The sequence below is a fragment of the Wolbachia endosymbiont (group B) of Dolichovespula media genome (assembly GCF_947179505.1).
In the GTDB taxonomy this organism is placed as follows: domain Bacteria; phylum Pseudomonadota; class Alphaproteobacteria; order Rickettsiales; family Anaplasmataceae; genus Wolbachia.
Genome location: NZ_CAMXBR010000002.1, coordinates 293,220 through 313,727, shown reverse-complemented (window position 1 = coordinate 313,727; position 20,508 = coordinate 293,220). Strand labels below are relative to the sequence as shown.

Genomic DNA, 20,508 nt, shown 5'->3' with positions numbered 1-20,508 from the left:
TCCTACTGTTTTTCTCCTTGAATTTCTGCAAAAGTTTTACCAGTACCGGCTAAAATGGCATCTCTTCCGGTATATATTTGCCAACGTTTTATAGTTACATCTACAAATTTTGAATCTAGCTCTATTGTCCTACAAATTCTTCCTGTTCTCTCGCATGCAATCAGTGTACTTCCAGAGCCGCTAAATGGATCAAGTACGATATCTCCTGATCTACTGCTATTAACTATTGCTCTTTCCATTAGCTCTACTGGCTTCATCGTTGGATGTAGTGTATTGTGTGTTGGCTTATCATAAAACCACAGATCACTTTGATTTCTACCTCCATGCCACTCACGTTTATTGCCGCTTTTCCATCCATAGAGCATTGCTTCGTATTGTCTTTGATAATCAGACCTGCCTAGCGTAAAATGATTCTTTGCCCAAATGATAAATGTTGACCATTTTCCTCCCGCTTCCTCAAATGCTTTTTGCAACGTTGAAAACTCTGATGATGATGCACAGATGTAAATTGCTCCTTTCGTATATGCTAAAATATGGGAACAGATGTCATAGAGAAAAAGCTCATACTTTTCACCTTGATTATCATTTAATATCTTTTTGTCTTGGCTATTACCATAATCAACGTTATATGGAGGATCACAAACAGTAATGTCTGCCATTTTATCATCTAACAGCGCTTTATATGATTCAACTACAGAGCTATCACCACAATAGATTCGATGATCACCTAAAATCCAAAGATCACCTGGCTTTGTTATTTCTACCTTTTTGTCATCAACAACTAAGTCAGAAAGATCTTCTTTTTCACCATCTAAATCATCAAGAAAGTTTTGAACTTTTTCTAATTCAAATCCAGTCATTTTAAGATCAAACTGCAAATCTTCTAACTCTTGAATTTCTACCTTTAAAAGATCATCATCCCACTTTGCCCAATTAGCTGATTGATTTGCCAGTAATCGAAAAGCTTTGGTTTGTGGTTCATTTAAATTATCACTTAAAACAACTGGAATACTCTCCATACCAAGTTTTCTTGCTGCTTTAAGTCTTAAATGACCATCAACCACAGTTCCATCGCTTTTTGCAACTATTGGAATACGAAAACCGAATTCCCTGATTGAAGCACACATTCTATTTACTACGTCATCATTCTTACGTGGATTACGCTCATATTCGACTAGATTTTCAACAGGATAGTAGTGGATTGCTAAATTCATATCTTAATAATTAAAAAGTTAATATTCAAAATATCTCTGACGCTAAAGAAGGCCTGGGGTCTGACCCACCAAACCCACCAATATGGCCGAAAGGACCCACTTTTTATGGATTTTTCGTCTTATTAATATCTTTACTGAAATTCATAACGTAGAACATTAATGCCAAAGCATCAGATTCATTATCATCTTTAGGTGAAAACCCTTTTTCCTTTACAGCTTCAATAACTTCACTCTTACTTGCATTGCCTTTGCCTGTTATAAAGCGTTTTATAGTTTTAACATTAACACCTTTGTACGGCACATGATGTTCTTCACACCAAGCAGACAGAACTGCGAGAAAACCGCCATAGCAATGCGCTGCATCAGTTCCTAGATGTCTTCTTACTTCCTCAAAATACACTGCAGAAATGTCCTTCAAAGAATTAAGCCAATTACGAAAATTCAAGAAGCACATGCCACCTCCGCTAAAACGGCTACCATGAAAGCTTTTGCTTCCACTTTCAATTACTCCATCTGTTAAAATTGCCCAGCCGGTTTGCTTGCCGAGATCGAGTGTTAGGGTTGACATTTGCTATTATTAAAATTACAAGTAGCACTTACTCCAAAATATCGTCTGGTTTCTGCAAAATACACTAGAAATTCATAGGTTTTTGTAGTCCAACAACGGAAATTCGAGAATTATGTGCTACTGCAGAAAGTTGTTTTCTTGTTATATATATTCACCAAAATTACGAAAACTGTTCACTTTTTTTTGCAAAGGATAAAAACCTTGTTAAACTTGTCTGCAGGTTTGTTTTGTAACAGTAGAATTACTAAGGATAGCTTTTATTTGAGTTTAAAGGCTATTATAGACGTTCTTTGGTGAGCAGTGATAGTTTTTTCCCTAAAGTCACATCTAGCTTTAAAACACAGTTTTTGCCTTATTTAAAAAAATATAAATTCTCAATTACGTAACTTACCAAAAGCCTAAATTTCTTTTGCTTTCTGTTTTCAACTTTTCTGTTTGAAGCACATCTACACTCAATGCCCCTATACTAATATATACCGGATTTCTTCTACTTTTTCCGGGATTTTCTAAAAAAAAAGTTAAAATAATTTCAAAACTGCTTACCAGCTAAAGAATAAAGTAGATAGTTCCCTATTTTTAGAGTTTTACAGTTGCTTGTCTTTTTTACAAATAACCTATATGCTACTTGAAGTAAGGTAGAGTAGATATGATAATAAATGAAAACGAAATTTTATTATATACAACTCCAGATGCTTACTATTACCCACAAATAAAAACATAGTATTGTATTTACTCAAATAATTTAATTTTATTAACTTGAAAGCTTATTAGATTGAAATTATTAAACTAAGAGTTATAATTTTAGCAACTAAAAGCTGTAAATTGCACCATATAAACAGTTATTTCAAGCAAAAGTTATGCCATTAAGAGCTATGCAACAAACATTTATATTTGTGGGTAATAGTAAGCTCCAGATGGAGACGTGAGAATTGATGTTTTGTATCGAGATGAAAACATTTGGCTTACACAAAAAAGAATGGCGGAGTTGTTTGATGTTAATATTAGAACAATTAGTGAGCATTTACAGAACATATTTGCTAGTCAAGAGTTAGATAAAGATTCAGTTATCCGGATTTTCCGGAATACTGCTGAAGATGGTAAACAGTACCCTACACAATTTTATAATTTGGATGCAATTATAGCTATTGGTTATCGAGTTAATTCTAAAAAGGCTACATCTTTCAGAGTATGGGCTACAAAAATTTTGAGAGATTTCATCATCAAAGGATTTGCATTAGATAGCGAACGGCTAAAAAACGGCCCAAAGTTTGGCAAAGACTACTTCAATGAATTACTTGAAAAAATCAGGGAAATACGAGCATCGGAACGTAGGTTTTACCAGAAGATTACCGACATTTATGCTGAATGCTCTGCAGACTATGATCCAAATTCAGAAATAACAAAACAATTTTATGCAAAAGTACAGAATAAATTATATTGGGCGATTTATGGCCTGACTGCAGCAGAGCTAATATATTCTCGAGTTGACCACAAAAAACCAAATATGGGGCTAACTACATGGAAAGATGGTCCTGGCAACAAAATTCATAAGAGTGATGTGAGTACTGCAAAAAACTACTTGACTGAAAAAGAGTTGAGTGAACTAAATCATATTGTTTCCTAGATTATGCGGAACTTCAAGCAAGAAAGCATCGGCTAATGAAAATGTAGAATTGGGTTGAAAAGTTGGATGCATTTTTATTGTTCAATGATTATGAAGTGCTTAAAGATGCTGGTAAAGTTAGTGCTGAAGTTGCAAAAGCTCTAGCTGAAGGAGAATACGAAAAGTACAGAGTTGTACAGACATGAATCTGATTTTGATGAATTAATTAAAGCAAGTAAAGAAAGTGAGAAAATAACTACAACAAAAACCAGCTTGTAGTTGAGCTATCTGTGTTTGACATCTTGCTTTTATTTTAATTTCAAGGGGGGTGAAAAATTGTGTGCGCCAAGAAGTGCGTAAGGAACAGTTGGTGAAAATCCAACACGGGTAAAGCTTAGCCAGCAACCTGGAACAAACCATTATGCTGCGTAAGGTAACGAGCGTAGTAAAGCTAATGGAATGGACAACATAGGGTGCAACGAAAGTGAAGGTATTGAGTCCCGTAATTCACGCGTCATGGGGGCCGACACTTTACATTTGGTGGAAGGCAACATGGGTAATAACGCTAAGGAAAGATATTACTCACCCCATCGGGATCGAAGGCCGCGTCATGTGTTGAGATGGACCTTACGTGAACTTGGGAGATCCTTTGTATTCCTGTAAGGGTACTCTGGAACAAGTCAATAAAGGCAAGGACTGGAGGAAGATGCAAAGGAAGTCGGACTAACTGATAGTACTCGGAGTGTGGGAAAGCCACATACAAGGGGAAGCGGTTAGCAATATAGTGACTGGTATAGGGATTGCTATACCAATACAACAGAGATTGGAGGAGTATGCAAGGAAAACTAAACCAGATAGCAGTAAGGGCTAAGCAAGATAAGCGAGTAAAATTTACATCGCTAGTTCATTTGATTAATGAAGAGAATCTTGCAGAGTGTTACAAGGAACTAAAACGCAACAAGGCTTGCGGTATAGATCGTGTGACAGTGGAAGCTTATGGAGAAAATCTAGAAGAGAAACTTAGAACGCTAGTGGATAGTATGAAGAGAAAGCAATACCGACCGCAACCAGTGAAAAGGGTATACATACCCAAAATTGGAAGCAAGGAAAAACGCGGTCTCGGAATACCATCAACAGAAGAAAAGTTGGTACAGGTAATGCTAAAGAAGATATTAGAAAATATTTATGAAGCAAACTTTATGGACAGCTCGTATGGATTTCGACCAGGAAGAAATTGTCATCAGGCGATAAACGCTCTAGATAAAGCAGTTATGCACAAACCAATTAACTATATTGTAGAAGTGGATATCAAGAAGTTCTTTGATAATGTTCAACATAAATGGCTAATGAATTGTCTAAGGGAACGAATAGCTGACCCAAATTTATTGTGGTTAATAAAACGATTTCTAAAGGCAGGAATAGTCGAAGTTGGATGTTACAAAGCAACCGATCAAGGCACACCACAAGGTGGTATAGTAAGCCCTGTATTAGCTAATATATACTTACACTATGTGCTGGACTTATGGTTTGAAAAGAAATTTAAGCCAAAAGCCAGAGGATATATACAGCTAATAAGGTTTTGCGACGATTTTGTAGTTGGCTGCGAGAGGGAAGAAGACGCAAAAGAATTTCTAGAATTACTGAAACAAAGACTAAGTAAATTTGGATTGGAAATAGCTGAAAATAAAACAAAAATAGTAAAGTTTGGTAAGAAAGAATGGTATCAAGCAGAAAGAGAGAAACGTAGGACGGCTAGCTTCAACTTTCTAGGATTTACACATTATTGTGGAAAAAGTCGTAATGGTAAACTTATGATGAAGCAGAAAACTTCAAAAATAAGCCTAGCTAGAAAGATTAAAGAAATCAAAGAGTGGTTGAAGATGGTACGAAGTCGTATCTGTCTCAAAGATTGGTGGCAGAAACTTAAAGCCAAACTAACAGGACACTATAGCTACTTCGGAGTTAGCGGAAATTATCGGTGTTTGATTCAATTCAATCGACTGGCAACAAAGTTAGCATTTAAGTGGATAAACCGACGTAGTCAAAAGAAAAGTATCGATTGGGAACAATTTATACACTATTTAAAAGTAAATCCATTACCAAAACCAAAGGTATATGTTTCTTTATACACAGGAGCACTAGTGTGAACGCTGTATTGTGGAGCCGTGTGCGGGAAATCCGCAAGCACGGTTCTTTTGGGGAGACTATGGTTATGAGACCAAATCGCTGATTTCAAGGTCATAAGTCTCTACCAGACCCCCACCCTTTAGAAAGCCCTATCTACCAATAAATAGTGAAAACACAAATCTTTGTCTCCATTATACGCGATAAAATTGGAGACGTAAATAAATAAATTTAGATCTTTGTCTCCATTTTAAGCAGTTTACGAGCTCAGTAGCTTATGTTTATGGCAGCAACTTTTTTCCTTTAGCTTCATCTACAAATTATTTATAGAGATTACCTAAAGACTCAACTTAAGAATTTTAGATAAAAGTCGTTATATCTCAATAAGACCTCCAAAACCAGCTCTTGTTTCACCTAAATTACAAAAACTTTTCACTTTTTTGAAAAAAATGTTTTACAACGAATAAAAAGCGTGATAGGGTACAATGGTTTTTTTTTATAACAAGTAAAACTTTAAAGCAAGAGATAATTTAGAGATGCCTCATAATCAAGTTTTAAGCTACCCTAGGTGAGTAACTTAGGTCTTGGTGGAATTATACCCTGAGGTTGTAGAATCGCTTTAAAACCCAATTACGGTTCATTTGTTTTTTCTGAGCATTGTCTTTCATTTCTTTTATCAGATAATTTTGAAAGAGAGCTTTACACGTATCCATAGCTTATTATTGTAGACTGGTTAGTAACCGAACAGAGTAGTATGTTTTAAAGTCATACTACTATATTATTATTATATAATAATAGGAAATTTTGGAAACTGGAGACTGGTCAAAACCCCGCAATACTCCTAAGCTTTTTGCCACCTAAACCAGATTACAGCTCAGAAATCTGTCAACCATTAAACCATTGAAAATCTGGCATTTTTTTACTACCAGAAAGTACCAGATCTCATAAACTGCACCAGATTCTGCCAAGACTGAAGAGTTCTGGAGTCTGAAATAATCAATATACTTCGTAAGTAACCTTATTACTGTAGATGATATAGAAGAGATCTAATTATAGTAAAGCCAAATGTTTGAATCTTCAACTGGCATAATACTGCCATATTCTGACGATTTATAATCGGTTGGTAAAATCTTCTCATATACTGTAATATCCTTATTTAGTTGGTTTGTAACTTTCTTTTCCATATCTTCAACACAAAGTATCCCATATTTACTTCTTTCAGCATTTTTATCATTCCTGTTAAACTTAATGTAACCTTTTGCAGCAAGAACATCAATGCGTTCACGAATGGAGTTTTTACTACCAAGACCTGCTTTATTTTCAAATACCTCACAGAATGTATTGATTGTATATACTTTCCCTCTATTTCTCGCCTCGTCGTAAATTAATTGCAGTATAATATCATATCTACGAGAACGCTCTGCATCTAATTTTTGTCCATAATCTTTATGTATCAGTCTCTGTGACTCATAATCAAGTATTTGCCAGCAGTTATCGATTTTATCAACACATTTTGATGGAATAGCATGACCATTACGTAATTCAAACATCAGTTGACGACTACTCTGCCGTTCATCTGGCTTAAACATTATCATTCCCGTAGTATAAAAGCTTCTTAATGAACCAGCACCACTGAAACTCTGAAAAGGATCTTCTTCTAATGATTTCTTTTGCATCTTCTTCGTGTGATGTACTAAAATGACTCCTGCATTCGGATTAACTAACTCTCTCAATTTTTCAACTCTTTCTTGCAGGAAAAATAGCATAGCATTATTATCATTTTCACTACTGTTCTCGCCAGCATCAAAAACGTTACGTAGTGGATCAATAGCTATAATATCAACTGTATTTGAACCAAATGATTTTTTTATTTCACCAAGAACTTCATCTATACTATTATCATTTAAGAGTAGCTTTGTTTGAGGTGTAATGACTAAGTTATCCAAAGCAATCTCAAGCAGTTCTTCATTGATTTTTAGTTGCTGTAGACGTTCACGCATATAGTGGTAGCCAATTTCAGTTTGAAGATAAAAGATTCTTAAAGGCCTTTTAGGTACCATATCAAGAAATTGAGCTCCTGCTGCCATGTAAATTAGCCAAGAAATTAAAAAGTCACTTTTTCCTACTTTAGGTGCTCCAGCAAACACTAAAAGTCCACTTGGAGTTAAAATTCGAGGAGCAACTATATCTTCTGGCATCGGTGATTTATCGTTAAAGTATTGCCTTGCAGAAAATGAAATCAAACTTTTTGTACTTAGAGTATTAGTAGTAAGTGCAGTTGAAGCTAAAAATTCTTTAACATTTATTCCTTCCTCTACACAATCTGCAGCATCCCAGCCTTTTGTTTTATTTTGTGGAATATTAAGAACAACAAGTGATTCAACTCCGATTTCTAAAAGCTTTTTTTCAGCATTTTTAGCATATTTCTTACCTGCTTCATCATTATCTGGCCATATAATAATGTGTTTACCTTTTAGCGGAGTCCAATCAGTTTTCTCAATAGGTGCATTTGCTCCAGACATCGCTGTTGTTGCAGTTATTCCCTTCTCTATCAGCGCTTCTGCACATTTTTCCCCTTCCACCAGAACAATTTTATCAGACTTTAAGATTTCTGGAATGTTGTAGATTGGCCTTATTCCTGGTGAACCATATCTGCCTCGCTTAACATCAAAAGGCTTGTATACTTTTTTCTTTCCGGGAGGGTCAGAACGGTAAACTTTTACAATCACCTGACCATTTTCATCATAATAATTCCAACTGTGGGTAATAAATTTCTCGAAGTCTTCATCAACATACTGTTTCTCGATGTATTTTTTATTATTTCCGAGCCACTCAGCTATAGAAGCCATTACCTCAGGAAACTCTGTCCTTGCATTCTTTCTATGTACAGATGCCCAAAGGTCGATAATGTCACCACCTTCTCCAGCTGCAAAATCATTCCATAACCCAGCTCTACTGCCACTTAGTTCTACTCTTAAACTTTTTCCTTTGTTACCATGCACATCACCTATTCGAAATTCATCACCATGGAAGGTACCATTGGGGAAAAGGTAAGAAAGACAAGATCTTAAATTCAACAATAGTTGTGCTTTAATCTCTGGAACATTGTATGAAACACTCATAATTAACCTTTAAATTCGGAGTCTTGTTCTATATATTCACCGGATTTACAAAAACTGTTCAGTTCGTAGGTGCGTTGTCTGATCAAAGTTTTGAGTGTCTGAGATTTAGAAAAGATTCTAGACTTTCAGAGGGTAAAAAACTCACGATTGTCTGAGGTATTTTTTTCATGTCCTACAATATTTACTAAGAAAGTTTCATCCTTAAGTCTTTCATTTAAGGATACATCTTATGAAATCTCGAAACTCTTATTCAGGTATTGATCCTAAAGTTGTTAATTTAATAAAATTTTATGCAAAATATTACAAATCGCTTACTGATCAAGATATTGAAGACATAGAACAAGACCTCTTCTGTGAATTTCTTTCATGCATAGATCAGCATGATAAAACTAAGGGCAGTCTTTCAACTTTTGCTAAGCAAGTTGTTAAAAATCGTATTAATAATCTAGTCCGTAAACACTCACGTACTACTCCTAAGCTTGAAAATAATGTGCAACAGGAAAGTTACTGTTTTGAAGATGAAGCGATACCACGTATTGATGTTGAGCAAATTATTTCAAAATTACCAAAGAAGTGGCAAGTTTTATGTGAACAATTAAAACACCACAGCATTGCTGAAGTTGCAGACATAAACAATATGTCACGGACTACTTTGTACAACATTCTCAAGAAAATGCGATCTAAATTTGCACCTGTTTACGGAAAAAAGCATAAGAAAAATTGAACAGTTTTTTGAAATTTGGTGAATTTATATATAGTGGCAAATTAAGGTAAAAGCATGAAAATAATAAACAGCAAAGAAAGAGCAAAAATGGTCACAGGTGTGAAGATAGTAATCTTTGGACCTTATGGAATCGGCAAGACTAGCCTACTTAAAACCCTCGATGAATCAACAACACTTTGCCTTGATTTTGAAGCAGGACTTCTAGCTGTACAAGATTGGAAAGGAGATTCAATCAGTATTCGTACTTGGAATGAGGCAAGAGATATTGCATGTCTCATAGGTGGTCCTAATCCTGCATTAAGGTCTGATCAGGCGTATAGTCAAAAACATTATGAGCATGTCTGTAGCAAGCACAAAGATCTTCTTTCTGAGGTTTCTAAATACCGCTCTATTTTTATTGATAGCATAACTGTTGCATCACGTTTATGTTTTTCATGGGCCAGAATGCAACCTGAAGCTTTTTCAGATAGATCAGGAAGAGAAGATAAAAGAGCTGCTTACGGATTACTCGCACAAGAAATGATGGCCTGGCTCAATCAGTTTCAACATATCAGAGATAAAGACATCATCATAGTTGGCACATTAGGTCAATATCTTGATGACTGCAATCGTCCAACTTGGCTGCCTCAATGTGAAGGAGCAAAAACTGCTAGTGAAATTCCAGGTATTGTTGATGAAGTAATTAGTATGGTTGGAATCAAGAAAGATGATGGTACAGAGGTTCGCTCATTTGTCTGTCAGACTATTAACTCTTGGGGATATCCCGCTAAAGATCGAAGTGGCTGCCTTGATATGGTTGAAGAACCGCATTTAGGTAAATTACTTGCAAAAATTAAAGCCAAAACCTTGGCTTCTGTTGCCTAAATTTAATTTTAAAAGGAGTAATATGGAACAAAGCTTTTTCAACATCGGTCAAAAAGTCCCTTTTTATAGCGTAAAGGAATATTTAAGTGATCAAACGCCAATACCAGAGGATATAATCTCACCAAGAATTTTAACGAAAAGAGGTCTATTGGTACTGGGTGGTCCACCTAAAATCGGCAAAAGCGATTTTCTGATTTCATGGCTCGTTCATATGGCCGCTGGGACTCCGCCAACAATATTGCAATAAACCTGAAACTTGAGAAGACTATTTCCCGAAAGCTTCTACAAAAAGAACGGAGAGTTGAATTTATTTATAGAGCTAATGATCAAATAACCATATGTCTCGATGGATAATATATGGTAGAGCTCATGGGCAACAAGAAATTAATAGTTCGTATTAGTTGTAGTTATGAAGTAAATCGATTAGCAGAGTTGTATCTATTAGATGCGTATGAAAAATTAGTGTTAAGTAAACCAATAAAAGCGAGCAAAAAGGAAGAAAACTCTGAATATAAGAAAGTAGATTTGAGGACGGTAAAATGGTAACAGTTAGTTTATATGCAAGAGTTTCTTCAGGGAAGCAAGCACAAGAAGATACAATAGCAAGCCAAATTGCTGCTATAGAGAATCAAATTAGTATGGATGGACATAAATTATTAAATGAATATAAATTTATTGATAATGGTTATAGTGGTTCTAACATAATCCGTCCTGGTTTGGAAAAATTACGTGATAAAATAGCAGAAGGTAACATTGATAAGGTTTATATTCATTCTCCTGATCGTTTATCTCGTAAGTATGCATATCAGATGATATTACTTGAAGAGTTTAAGAAATTAGGAGTGGAAGTCATTTTTTTAAATCATCAAATTAGCGATAATCCAGAATCTCAATTACTATTACAAATGCAAGGTATGATAGCAGAATACGAACGTGCAAAAATCATGGAACGAAGTCGTCGAGGAAAGATTTATGCAGCAAATAAGGGTTGTATAAGTGTAATGAGTGCTGCTCCTTATGGCTATCGTTATATAAACAAAAATACAGAAACAGGACAGGCCTTATTTGAGATTTATGAAGAAGAAGCTGAAGTTGTTCGTAAAGTATTTTCTTGGGTAGGAAGAGAAAGAGCCAGTATAGGAGAAGTATGTCGTAGGCTAAGTGCTATGTCCATTATGACGAGAACTGGAAAAGAGTATTGGGATAGGGCTGTAGTTTTGAGTATGTTAAAAAACTCTGCTTATAAAGGACAAGCAGCTTTTGGTAAAACAAGGTTTGGTGTCAAACTAAAACATATAAGACCGAAAAAAAACTCCTGCGAGCATCCAAAAGATAATTATTCTACTTATCCTGTTCCAAAAGAGGATTGGATTTATATTAAAGTACCTAGTATAGTAAGCGAAGATTTATTTGAAATCGTTCAAGAACAATTAGCTGAGAATAGAAAAATAGCAAGAACAAGACAAAGAGGAGCAAGACATTTATTGCAAGGTTTAGTAGTATGTAAGCTTTGCAATTATGCATATTATGGTACTAGCACTGCAAGGAATAAGGAGGGGGAAAAAACTAATAATCAGGTATATTATCGTTGTGTTGGCACGGATTCATACCGTTTTGGCGGTAATAAAATGTGTAACAACAAATTAATTCGTACAGATACATTAGACATGGCTGTGTGGGAAGAGGTAAAACATCTATTAAAAAATCCAAATAGAATATTAGAGGAGTATAAACGTAGACTTTCAGAACTTAAAAAATCACCACTAGATCAAAAAAGTGCTTTGCTTGAAACACAAGAAGATAAATTAAAACGAGGTATTGCAAGGTTAATTGATAGTTATGCTCAAGAATATATTGATCAAGAAGAATTTGAGCCAAGAATTAAAGCAATGAAACAAAACTTAAAAATGGTTGAAGAACAAAAGAAAAAGATATTTGATCAGAAAAAACTCACACAAGAGTTAACTCTAGTAGTAACAAATTTAGAGGGGTTTTCCTCTAGTATTAACTCAAGTCTTAATAATGCAGACTGGCTAACTAAACGTGATATTATTAGAACGTTAGTTAAGCGAATTGAGATTAATTTTGAGGATGTAAACATCGTGTTTAGAGTAAAAGAGCTTCCAGACTCTTTTCATATGGAGAAAAATCAATGCTTGCAATGTTGTTGTAGGGGTAGGCACAAGCACAACAGCAGCCAACAGAGCAAGAAATTAAACTGCTTGAGATACAGTCAAAAGAAAGAATTGCTGAGCTAAAAGCAGAGGTTGATCTTCTCGCTGAGAAGCTCGCGGTAATACGTGAAGAGATGCGCAATGACCACGAAGAAAAAATGCTGAGGGAGAAAAGTGGAGCTTAAAGTAAAAAATTTTTCACTGACGAAGAAATTGCCTGAAAACGTCTTAAGTGTTGATCTTGGAAGAGCAATGGTTTTGCCTATGTCAGGGACGAAACGCTTTACTGTGGCAATTATGTTTCAGGCGTAGAAAAATGGAAACTGAATGGCGAGACATTGCGCCAAATTAGTGATGAGTATCAGGGAGTGATTGCACTTTTGCTTCATGGAAATCCAGAGCTTGATTTAGTGCTACTTGAGGACAATCAGTATTTTTTTAAGCAAAAATACATCAAAGGTAGCCACATGTCGTATTACAAGAAGCTTCAAATAATCGCTGAAGGACTGTTTTGTTTGCACTGGAAAGGTAAAGTAAAACGCTATTTTGGTGGCGCACTTAAAGTGAGATGTTTCGGTTCAGCTCGCAAGGAAATTGTGAAAGAACGTATAAAAAAAATGCTCAATGTTTCCCGGCTATCTGATCACACCACGGACAGCATAGCAGGACTCTTTGCTGGTATAAAAAGGGAGGAATAATGTTTGGAGATTTGTTTGACTGGCTTTTTGGTAGCTCTAAAGCTAACCGCCAGTTTGAAAATAACATTGCTATGCAAAAGGACTTGTATGGCAGATACAATAAATTCATGGAGAATCTCGGAGGCCTAGGAAAAGGTGGCCCTGGAGGATTTATCAATCAAATAGCGTCGCAATATAAAGAAAGTCCTTATCAGCAGCTTCTTAGCAATCAAATGAACACCGCGCTCGGTAACAACTTAAGAGCAAGTGGGCTTGATCGCTCAAGCTATGGTCTTTCTAAAGTTGCAAGTTTAAACTCTGATCTTGCTTCTAAAGGGTTAAATGACTTTATCAGTTCATCTTTAGGGGGAATGCAGAGTCTTATTGGCGCTCATGGCCTTGGTGCGCAGATTGGTCAGAACCTTGGCAGTGGCTACACTTCCTATGGAAAATCGATAAATGATCGCTGGCTAGCTATCAATCAGATGCTAGGTGGACTTGATCAGGGTATTGGGAGGAACTTAGTTTAGCAACTCGAAAGTTGCTAAACATAACATACTGCTTATGTGTTAGGAACTATACGTGAAAATGTTGAAGAAACTTGATTTTTTATACTACACATGATATAATATTAATATATTAATTAAGTAAGGTGATGTTTTTATTCTTTATTTTCATGTTGGGGGTTGTTTGTGCTAGTTCGAAATCTGTTCAGGGTATAATTGCTCATCTACTGTCTTGGACAATTGCTGGAGTAATTTGGGTAGTGATTGCGTTAGCAACAGGTTTATTAACGTGTGGGATATTATATCTTATAGTTGATTTCTTTACTTATATTTCCTCATTCATTCATATTCCTCTATGGATGAATAATATATTGCCTTTTGTTCCATTTACAATACTAGTAAGCTGGTATCCGTGGCAGATGTGGAAAATATGGAAAACTCAAGACAAAAAGACCTAGATTTATGCCGCAAAGACTTTGGTTTCTTTGCGTTTCAAGGAATGCTGCGAGTATTTAACATTAGGCTAAATTTAAAGAGAGAAAATGGTAGCAAGAACTATCTGTGGCTGCTGTTTAGCAGCGTTAATCGTTTGGTGTTTGAAAAAGCACACAGTCAGTGGTGGAACATACCGCCCCGTTGCGCTAAGACGACGCTCGGTTTTATCTTTCATGTAGCTTTTGCCCTTGGCAATAATCCAAGGGCAAAATTTATGTACATCACTCATCAACGGGATTTAATGCGTGAGAAGATGAATGAACTGCACATTGTTCTTGAGTCTCCATTTTATAAGCAAGTTTTTCCCAACGTCAAGATAGTTGGGCGGAGAAGTACAAGAATGATTAGAACCAAGGAAGGAGGTTTTGTTAATGGCTTTTCAATATCAGGGCATGTGACAGGTACTGGGGCAGGGGACAGCTCACTTGATTTTGATGAAGGTCGAAAGTATGGTGGCTGCATTATTCTTGATGACTTGCACGATGCAAGCTGCGCTTATAGCAGGGTATCACTGATCAGTGCCTGTCAGAAATTTGAGCAGTGCATAACTTCAAGGCGCAACACTGCTGACACACCATTTTTGGTGATTGGGCAGAGAATCAGTGTTTACGATATATTTGGTTATTTAGACAAAAAGTCAGAGAGGCAGTTTGAAAAGATCATCATTCCAGCAGTGCTCGAAGATGGAACCAGCATTGATGAGAACAGACTGCCGATGCAGGAGCTAAGAATTAAGGAAAAAGCAGAGCCTTATGTTTATCAGTCGCAATACATGCAAGACCCTCCAGAGCCTAAATGGCAAATATTTAATGAAAAATATTTTAAGAAAATAGATTTTGCTTATGAGACGATTGGCGAAAAGGATCTAGTAGCGTTCATCGATCTCAACAGTGGTTCGCTGAAAACACTTGATAGAACAGCGGTAGGAGTGTTTCAGCCGTTCTTTACGAAGAGTGAGTTTGCGCATCAGCCAAAAAGATGTGGAGTATGGGTGGATTTACTGGCAAGAAAGCTTGACCCGAGTTCAGTTGAACACGATATTCATGAGTTTCTCAGTAAATATGAGCATAGGCTGCACGCAGTAGTCGTGGAAGAACATGGTATCGGATTTAAGGTGATAGCGGATCTGAGGACCATAATGCCAAACACACTTATTTTAGGCTCAAGAAGAACGAGGTCAAAGATGGAAGTGTTTCAGTCTTGTAGTCAGTTTGTTGAGCAAGGTCACATCTTTCTTGAGAAAGCGGAAAGAGATTTTCACTATTTGATATTTGATGAGTTTGAAAAGATTCATACCGAAACTGAGTTCACCGATGATATCGCTGATGTCCTCAGTGAATTTATCATGTGGTTTCCTGAAAGGAATCGCCTCGGAATACCTTGTCCTGATGATCTGTATAATTATGCAGTCTTGGAGAACGACGCTAAAAACGATGTTTCTGTGCAAGCAAAAGCACCTTTTTCTTGTTTGAGTGTTTGTGATCTTTAGTTAAATTCTTGACTTTATTATTTAAATATATCATAATTAAAGTATATTATTATTTTTAGTAGGAGAGTTTGATATGGCGTTAACAGCAGAACAAAAAACTTTATTAAATGATCTACAGCTTGTAATAGAAGGAACCGGAACTAAGGATATAGTTCAAATACTTGAAGAAGCTAAAACAGAAGATCTTTTTACTGTTTTTAAATCATTTAGAGTTGAAAAAGGAGACGAAGATTTTTCTAATAAAAGATGTACCCTTTTAGATCTTCTTAGTAAGAATGAAATTTGCGAATCAGCCGTTTTCGATATGGTTAAAAAGAGAAATATATTAAAAGAATTTTTAAGTATCGATCTTTTTTTTATAGAATCGGCTAATGGTATTAGCGAAAATTATAGAATGGTTGATGTGGCTGTGAAATCTCCAGTTGTTATGACGGAATTTTTAGATTTGATCAAAGACAAACTTGGATTAGAAGAATTTGTGAAAGCTTCATCCGAAGCGGATCGTAATATGATTAAAGGTGCTTTAAAAAGAGAGATAGGGGAACTGGAAGATGGGGAAAAGAAGAGTAAATGTCAAGGATGGCTAAAAGAAATCGCGGAAATCGAATGTGGACTAGAGTTAAATTCAATAATATGGAATGGCTCAAGAAGGGTCCTAGATATGGGAAATGAAAGTGAGTCAAGGAAAGAGGCAGCTAAGAAAGGAATGAAATTTGGTGCTATTGGTGGTGCTATAACTGCATTGGCGGTTGGGTTAGGATTGTATTTTGGTACTGGTGCTGCATTAACGGTATTGCCAACTATAATTGGTATAGCTTTAGTCGCTGCATTAGTAGTTGGAGCTACGATTTTCGCTATTACGTTTGATGTTTTAAAGCCTGATAGTAAGATAGATACCTTTTATAAGGTAAAAGGGTTTGACGCTATAAAACAAGAAGCTAATACAGCGGCAAAGTAATTAAGTAAAAGGAAGAAGAGACTTCTTCCTTTTTTTAAAGTTTTTTATTTAGTGAGGTATCTAAAATACCTAGGTATCAGGATACCCCATTCGCAATAGTTGGTGATCAAAAAGGTGATCGTATTCAACTGTCACCTTTTTCTTACTTAATTATCTATGATAATTTTTAGTTATTCACAGAATTGTTAATAACTAAGTTGATAACCTAATAGAGTATATAATTTTACATTTCTGAGTACTTTGGAGATTTATAATAAATATGATCTCCAAATACTAATATATATATAATTGAGAACAAAAAAACTGTGGATAACTCTGAAAAAGATCAAAAAAGACATCAAAAAGAGTATGATTAGATTGAAATATTTACAGAAAAACTTACTCAATTGATAAATATCTTAACGTTTTTTAAGAAAAGACAAATAGAGGGTCGTATTGGAGCTAAAGGTTGAAATTTTAAGTGTTTTTAAAGTAGCAATTTAATCTTAAAGAGGTACTTTAATAGTTCCTTTTAAGTACTAATCCGGAGGTTCAACAGGTTGTTGTTTAAAAGATTGGGAAATGTTTTTGTTAGTATTGAAAATTACATAATGTGTATTATGGAAAATATAAGAAACACAAGCTTTCAGCAAGAGAAAATGCAATTTTTGCTCTTCTAAAACAGCATAAAAAAGTTTAAAACAGCATAAAAAAGTTCCTGTTGAACTCCCAGATTAGCATCCAAAAACACTCAAGTATTATTTTAAGAGTATTTAAAATCTTCACTTAAAGACCATTCCTTACTCCCTTATTGGCTCTTATTAGAAAAATATCAAAATCACAACTAAAAAAGATTAAAGTTGATATAATTTTTTAGAGTTGTCCACTTTATTATGAATCTCCGAAGTACTCATAATGCGTAAAATATGTATTTCTCTGGGTTATCAACTGAGTTATTCACAATACTGTGGATAACTATCACAAACACTTAAACAAGAAAAAGGGGCTTTTACTCGAATAGATATTTTATAACGTCTTAATACTAACTCCACCGACATATAAATTTGCGTGGCTTTTTCCAGTATTAAGCAATGCAAGTCCAATATTGTCGACACTAGAGCGTAGTTCTCCTACTTCTTCATTATGTTCACTGATTACTTTAGTGCCAATATTTGGAAGTGCATTTTTTCCCTCAACAAGGTAAAGTTTCCTTCTGAATTTTTCTTGTCTGCTCATTCGATTTACAACTTCCTGACCTATATAGCACCCTTTATTAAAGCTTATACCATTTATCTTATCGATTAAATATTGCAGCGGAAATGATGAATTTTGCACCATATCTTTTGCTCCATCTGGGACAAGGTTTTTAATTCTAACTTTTTCATACTGAATAAAATCTCCAACCGGTTCTTTTATTTCATCTTCATGTATGATCCTCATTCCTAGCAGCTTGTGCCTTGGATCTTGAAAAATAACTTGTGACTTACTACTACACTCCGTCAACTTAGCATCAAACAAAACTCCAACCTTATATAGTGAACTAATGTCTTTAATCCTCACTCTAAGGTAAGTTTTGAGCAAGTCTAATTTTTCAATTATTTGCTGTAGATGGGCATTTTCACACTCCAAATAAATATATTTATCATGCTCAATGAGGAAAAAATCGTACAGATATTTTCCCTGAGGGTTGAGTAATAAAGAGTAAATTGCCTGCTGGCTACTTAGTTTATTAATATCATTTGTTATAACACCCTGAAGAAAATCTCTCGTATCTAGTCCGTATAAAGATATTAGACTACGGTTTGCTAGCGGTATGTAACCCATAAAACTTCTGTTCAAACCTTAATTATACACTTTTACTAACTCCAACCCTTGAAATGTAACCTTTAGATGACTACATAGAATTATAGGTTAATCTATTAATGAGGAAACATAAATGTCAAGTGTAAATTTGAATGTATTAGATGATAACGTGCTAATAAAGCCTATTACTGAAGAAAAACAAGGTGGAATTGTACTACCATCAAGTGCTGAAAAGAAGCCTACTAAAGGTGAAGTTATAGCAATTGGTAGTGGTTCACGCAACTCAAGCGGAGAGCGTATAGCTTTAACTGTAAAAACTGGTGATAAGGTTTTCTACAGGCAGTGGGCTGGAACAGAAGTAGAGCATGATAATGAAAAGTATGTCGTGATGAAGGAGTCAGACCTACTTGCTGTTATCAAGTAGGTATCCCTATTTTACTAAACTAATGCGCTATATAGTGCATTATGTATTTTAATATTCTAAATTTTTTATTAATTTAAGGAGTGATAAAAATGGCTAACATAGTAGTATCAGGCGAACAGTTGCAAGAAGCCTTTCGTGAAGTTGCAGCAATGGTTGACTCAACGGTGGGAGCAACTGCAGGGCCTAGGGGAAATACAATAGGAATTAGCAAGCCATATGGTGGACCAGAGGTCACAAAGGATGGCTATAAGGTAATGAAAGGTATAAAGCCTGAAAAACCATTACACTCTGCGATAGTAAGCACCATTGCTCAAAGTGCTTCTCAGTGTAATGACAAAGTTGGTGATGGTACCACAACATGCTCAATACTGACTAGCAATATGATAATGGAAGCTTCAAAGTCAATTGCAGCTGGAAATGATCGTATTTGTATCAAAAATGGAATACAGAAGGCAAAAGATGTGATATTAAAGGAAATTACATCAATGTCTCGCACAATTTCTTTAGAGAAAATGGATGAAGTTGCACAAGTTGCAATAATTTCTGCAAATGGTGATAAAGATATTGGTAATAGCATTGCTGATGCTGTTAAAAAGGTTGGAAAAGAAGGCGTCATCACTGTTGAAGAGAGTAAGGGTTCAAAAGAATTAGAAGTTGAACTTACAACTGGTATGCAGTTTGACCGTGGTTATCTCTCTCCATACTTTGTTACAAATAATGAAAAGATGAGCGTGGAGCTTGATGATCCATATTTGCTGATTACAGAAAAAAAACTTAATATTATTCAACCTTTACTTCCTATTCTTGAGGCTATTTTTAAGTCTGGTAAACCTTTGTTTATCATTGCAGAAGATGTTGAAGGTGAAGCATTAAGCACTTTAGTGATCAACAAATTACGTGGTCTAAAAGTTGCTGCAGTAAAAGCTCCAGGTTTTGGTGATAGGAGAAAGGAGATGCTCGAAGACATAGCAGCTTTAACAGGTGCTAAGTATGTCATAAAAGATGAGCTTGGAATCAAGATGGAAGATTTGACTCTTGAAGATCTTGGTACTGCTAAAAATGTTAAAATCACTAAAGACAATACCACAATTGTTAGTGAAGACAGCGACTGTGATAAACAAAACAGAGTAAATGCTAGAATTAACCAGATTAAATCTCAGATTGAAACTTCAACCTCTGATTATGATAAAGAAAAGCTGAGAGAGCGTTTAGCGAAATTATCAGGCGGCGTTGCTGTGCTCAAAGTTGGTGGAGCAACCGAAGTAGAAGTAAAAGAACGCAGAGATAGAGTTGAAGATGCACTTCATGCAACAAGAGCTGCAATTGAAGAAGGGATAGTTCCAGGTGGAGGAGTTGCACTTCTTTACGCTGCATCTGCTCTTGACAAGCTAAAAGCTTCAAGCGATGAAGAGCAAATAGGTATCAACATTGTCAAAAAAGTTCTCAGTGCCCCAATCAAAAGATTGGTTAAAAATGCTGGTCTTGAATCTGCTGTTATAATTGACTATTTGATTAAGCAGAATGATAAAGAGCTTATATACAACGTTGAGGCTATGAACTACGCTAATGCATCAACAGCTGGTGTAATTGATCCGGCAAAAGTAGTTCGTATTGCTTTTGAAACGGCAGTGTCTGTAGCAAGCGCACTTATTACTACTGAATCTATGATAGTTGATCTACCAAACAAAGAAGAAAATGCTTCATCACCTATGGGTGCAGGAGCAATGGGCGGAATGGGTGGATTCTAAGTAAACAAGAGCCTTGGAGCAATTGCTCCAAGGTAT

General features: G+C 35.6%; 17 protein-coding genes and 1 pseudogene. 14 read left to right on the top strand and 4 right to left on the bottom strand.

Going from position 1 to position 20,508, the window contains the following annotated elements; all coding sequences use genetic code 11:
• Positions 1 to 2: 2 nt before the first annotated feature.
• Both OM967_RS02490 and OM967_RS02485 read right to left on the bottom strand, forming a co-directional pair.
• On the bottom strand, positions 3 to 1,214 hold the full coding sequence (locus OM967_RS02490; RefSeq protein WP_264337420.1) for a DNA modification methylase: 1,212 nt from the start codon (positions 1,212 to 1,214) through the stop codon (positions 3 to 5).
• Positions 1,215 to 1,317: 103 nt separating this feature from the next.
• Positions 1,318 to 1,782 (bottom strand): crossover junction endodeoxyribonuclease RuvC, encoded by a 465-nt coding sequence (locus tag OM967_RS02485; RefSeq protein ID WP_264337421.1) that lies wholly within the window; start codon positions 1,780 to 1,782, stop codon positions 1,318 to 1,320.
• A 922-nt stretch (positions 1,783 to 2,704) separates the two neighbouring features.
• Between OM967_RS02485 and OM967_RS02480 the strand changes: the two genes are divergently transcribed.
• The 3 genes from OM967_RS02480 to ltrA all read left to right on the top strand — a co-directional run bounded on the left by OM967_RS02480 (position 2,705) and on the right by ltrA (position 5,532).
• A complete protein-coding gene (locus OM967_RS02480; protein WP_264337406.1) occupies positions 2,705 to 3,406 on the top strand; it encodes a virulence RhuM family protein in 702 nt (233 codons plus the stop codon).
• 62 nt (positions 3,407 to 3,468) lie between these two features.
• Positions 3,469 to 3,591: a hypothetical protein gene (locus tag OM967_RS08210; protein WP_264337405.1), complete on the top strand. Its 123-nt coding sequence runs from the start codon at positions 3,469 to 3,471 to the stop codon at positions 3,589 to 3,591.
• 627 nt (positions 3,592 to 4,218) lie between these two features.
• On the top strand, positions 4,219 to 5,532 hold the full coding sequence (ltrA, locus tag OM967_RS02470; RefSeq protein WP_264337348.1) for a group II intron reverse transcriptase/maturase: 1,314 nt from the start codon (positions 4,219 to 4,221) through the stop codon (positions 5,530 to 5,532).
• A 1,023-nt stretch (positions 5,533 to 6,555) separates the two neighbouring features.
• Here ltrA and OM967_RS02465 read toward each other — a convergent pair.
• A complete protein-coding gene (locus tag OM967_RS02465; RefSeq protein WP_264337553.1) occupies positions 6,556 to 8,631 on the bottom strand; it encodes an AAA family ATPase in 2,076 nt (691 codons plus the stop codon).
• A gap of 229 nt (positions 8,632 to 8,860) precedes the next feature.
• Between OM967_RS02465 and OM967_RS02460 the strand changes: the two genes are divergently transcribed.
• From OM967_RS02460 to OM967_RS02420, 9 genes and pseudogenes are all read left to right on the top strand, one after another.
• A complete protein-coding gene (locus OM967_RS02460) occupies positions 8,861 to 9,355 on the top strand; it encodes an RNA polymerase sigma factor (RefSeq protein WP_264337400.1) in 495 nt (164 codons plus the stop codon).
• A 54-nt stretch (positions 9,356 to 9,409) separates the two neighbouring features.
• A complete protein-coding gene (locus tag OM967_RS02455) occupies positions 9,410 to 10,219 on the top strand; it encodes an ATP-binding protein (RefSeq protein ID WP_264337552.1) in 810 nt (269 codons plus the stop codon).
• Positions 10,220 to 10,241: 22 nt separating this feature from the next.
• A pseudogene (locus tag OM967_RS02450) lies at positions 10,242 to 10,442 on the top strand (AAA family ATPase); the annotation flags it as partial.
• 134 nt (positions 10,443 to 10,576) lie between these two features.
• Entirely contained in the window at positions 10,577 to 10,765 is a 189-nt protein-coding gene (locus OM967_RS02445) for a hypothetical protein (protein WP_038249248.1), read from the top strand.
• Complete coding sequence (locus tag OM967_RS02440) at positions 10,759 to 12,477, top strand: recombinase family protein (protein ID WP_264337551.1); 1,719 nt, start codon at positions 10,759 to 10,761, stop codon at positions 12,475 to 12,477. Before OM967_RS02445 ends, OM967_RS02440 begins: the two co-directional genes overlap by 7 nt.
• A 254-nt stretch (positions 12,478 to 12,731) precedes the next feature.
• The gene (locus OM967_RS02435; protein ID WP_264337550.1) at positions 12,732 to 13,091 is read left to right on the top strand and encodes a hypothetical protein; all 360 of its coding nucleotides are present in this window, start codon (positions 12,732 to 12,734) and stop codon (positions 13,089 to 13,091) included.
• Positions 13,091 to 13,600 (top strand): hypothetical protein, encoded by a 510-nt coding sequence (locus OM967_RS02430; protein ID WP_264337549.1) that lies wholly within the window; start codon positions 13,091 to 13,093, stop codon positions 13,598 to 13,600. Before OM967_RS02435 ends, OM967_RS02430 begins: the two co-directional genes overlap by 1 nt.
• 388 nt (positions 13,601 to 13,988) lie before the next feature.
• Positions 13,989 to 15,560, top strand: coding sequence for a hypothetical protein (locus tag OM967_RS02425; RefSeq protein WP_264337548.1), 1,572 nt, complete (start codon positions 13,989 to 13,991; stop codon positions 15,558 to 15,560).
• 73 nt (positions 15,561 to 15,633) lie between these two features.
• Positions 15,634 to 16,518, top strand: coding sequence for a hypothetical protein (locus tag OM967_RS02420; RefSeq protein WP_264337547.1), 885 nt, complete (start codon positions 15,634 to 15,636; stop codon positions 16,516 to 16,518).
• A 1,005-nt stretch (positions 16,519 to 17,523) separates the two neighbouring features.
• Here OM967_RS02420 and ygfZ read toward each other — a convergent pair.
• Entirely contained in the window at positions 17,524 to 18,321 is a 798-nt protein-coding gene (gene ygfZ, locus OM967_RS02415; protein WP_211908338.1) for a CAF17-like 4Fe-4S cluster assembly/insertion protein YgfZ, read from the bottom strand.
• Between the two features lie 112 nt (positions 18,322 to 18,433).
• Here ygfZ and OM967_RS02410 point away from each other — a divergent pair, with 112 nt between their 5' ends.
• A complete protein-coding gene (locus tag OM967_RS02410; RefSeq protein WP_007302813.1) occupies positions 18,434 to 18,724 on the top strand; it encodes a co-chaperone GroES in 291 nt (96 codons plus the stop codon).
• A gap of 89 nt (positions 18,725 to 18,813) precedes the next feature.
• Entirely contained in the window at positions 18,814 to 20,472 is a 1,659-nt protein-coding gene (groL, locus tag OM967_RS02405) for a chaperonin GroEL (protein WP_007302814.1), read from the top strand.
• Positions 20,473 to 20,508: the final 36 nt, after the last annotated feature.

Bases quoted from the DNA above. Each gene is read 5' to 3' on its own strand.
- OM967_RS02490 (WP_264337420.1), bottom strand. From the start codon at position 1,214: ATGAATTTAGCAATCCACTACTATCCTGTTGAAAATCTAGTCGAATAT.
- OM967_RS02485 (WP_264337421.1), bottom strand. From the start codon at position 1,782: ATGTCAACCCTAACACTCGATCTCGGCAAGCAAACCGGCTGGGCAATT.
- ltrA (WP_264337348.1), top strand. From the start codon at position 4,219: ATGCAAGGAAAACTAAACCAGATAGCAGTAAGGGCTAAGCAAGATAAG.
- OM967_RS02465 (WP_264337553.1), bottom strand. From the start codon at position 8,631: ATGAGTGTTTCATACAATGTTCCAGAGATTAAAGCACAACTATTGTTG.
- OM967_RS02460 (WP_264337400.1), top strand. From the start codon at position 8,861: ATGAAATCTCGAAACTCTTATTCAGGTATTGATCCTAAAGTTGTTAAT.
- OM967_RS02455 (WP_264337552.1), top strand. From the start codon at position 9,410: ATGAAAATAATAAACAGCAAAGAAAGAGCAAAAATGGTCACAGGTGTG.
- OM967_RS02445 (WP_038249248.1), top strand. From the start codon at position 10,577: ATGGTAGAGCTCATGGGCAACAAGAAATTAATAGTTCGTATTAGTTGT.
- OM967_RS02440 (WP_264337551.1), top strand. From the start codon at position 10,759: ATGGTAACAGTTAGTTTATATGCAAGAGTTTCTTCAGGGAAGCAAGCA.
- OM967_RS02430 (WP_264337549.1), top strand. From the start codon at position 13,091: ATGTTTGGAGATTTGTTTGACTGGCTTTTTGGTAGCTCTAAAGCTAAC.
- OM967_RS02420 (WP_264337547.1), top strand. From the start codon at position 15,634: ATGGCGTTAACAGCAGAACAAAAAACTTTATTAAATGATCTACAGCTT.
- ygfZ (WP_211908338.1), bottom strand. From the start codon at position 18,321: ATGGGTTACATACCGCTAGCAAACCGTAGTCTAATATCTTTATACGGA.
- OM967_RS02410 (WP_007302813.1), top strand. From the start codon at position 18,434: ATGTCAAGTGTAAATTTGAATGTATTAGATGATAACGTGCTAATAAAG.
- groL (WP_007302814.1), top strand. From the start codon at position 18,814: ATGGCTAACATAGTAGTATCAGGCGAACAGTTGCAAGAAGCCTTTCGT.